This window comes from Streptomyces hilarionis, assembly GCF_024539675.1.
Taxonomy (GTDB): Bacteria; Actinomycetota; Actinomycetes; order Streptomycetales; family Streptomycetaceae; genus Streptomyces; species Streptomyces hilarionis.
This window is the reverse complement of record NZ_JAHHIT010000918.1, coordinates 1-232: the sequence shown is the minus strand read 5'-3', so window position 1 is coordinate 232 and position 232 is coordinate 1. Positions and strand designations below refer to the sequence as shown.

The following is a 232-nucleotide window of genomic DNA, read 5'->3' as shown; positions in this document are numbered from 1 at the left end:
GCCCAACGGCGACAGGTACTGATACAGATCTGTATTCACCGGCTTTCCGGCGTCGGCTGACCTTTGGGCTGCCCGCTCGAGAAACACCGTGTTCCACAGCACAATGGCTGCGGTCAAGTCCAGCAAAGATGGCTAGACACCCGTGTGCACCGGGGCGACATTACAATGTGTGATGCCCGGTGCTTGCGCATTATCACAAAGCGACACGTCCCCCTTTCGCGGAGTATACCTA

At 57.3% G+C, this 232-nt stretch carries 1 pseudogene; it reads right to left on the bottom strand.

Annotated features, from left to right (window positions below):
* Positions 1–117: pseudogene (locus KMS84_RS44935) on the bottom strand (Tn3 family transposase); the annotation flags it as partial.
* Positions 118–232: the final 115 nt, after the last annotated feature.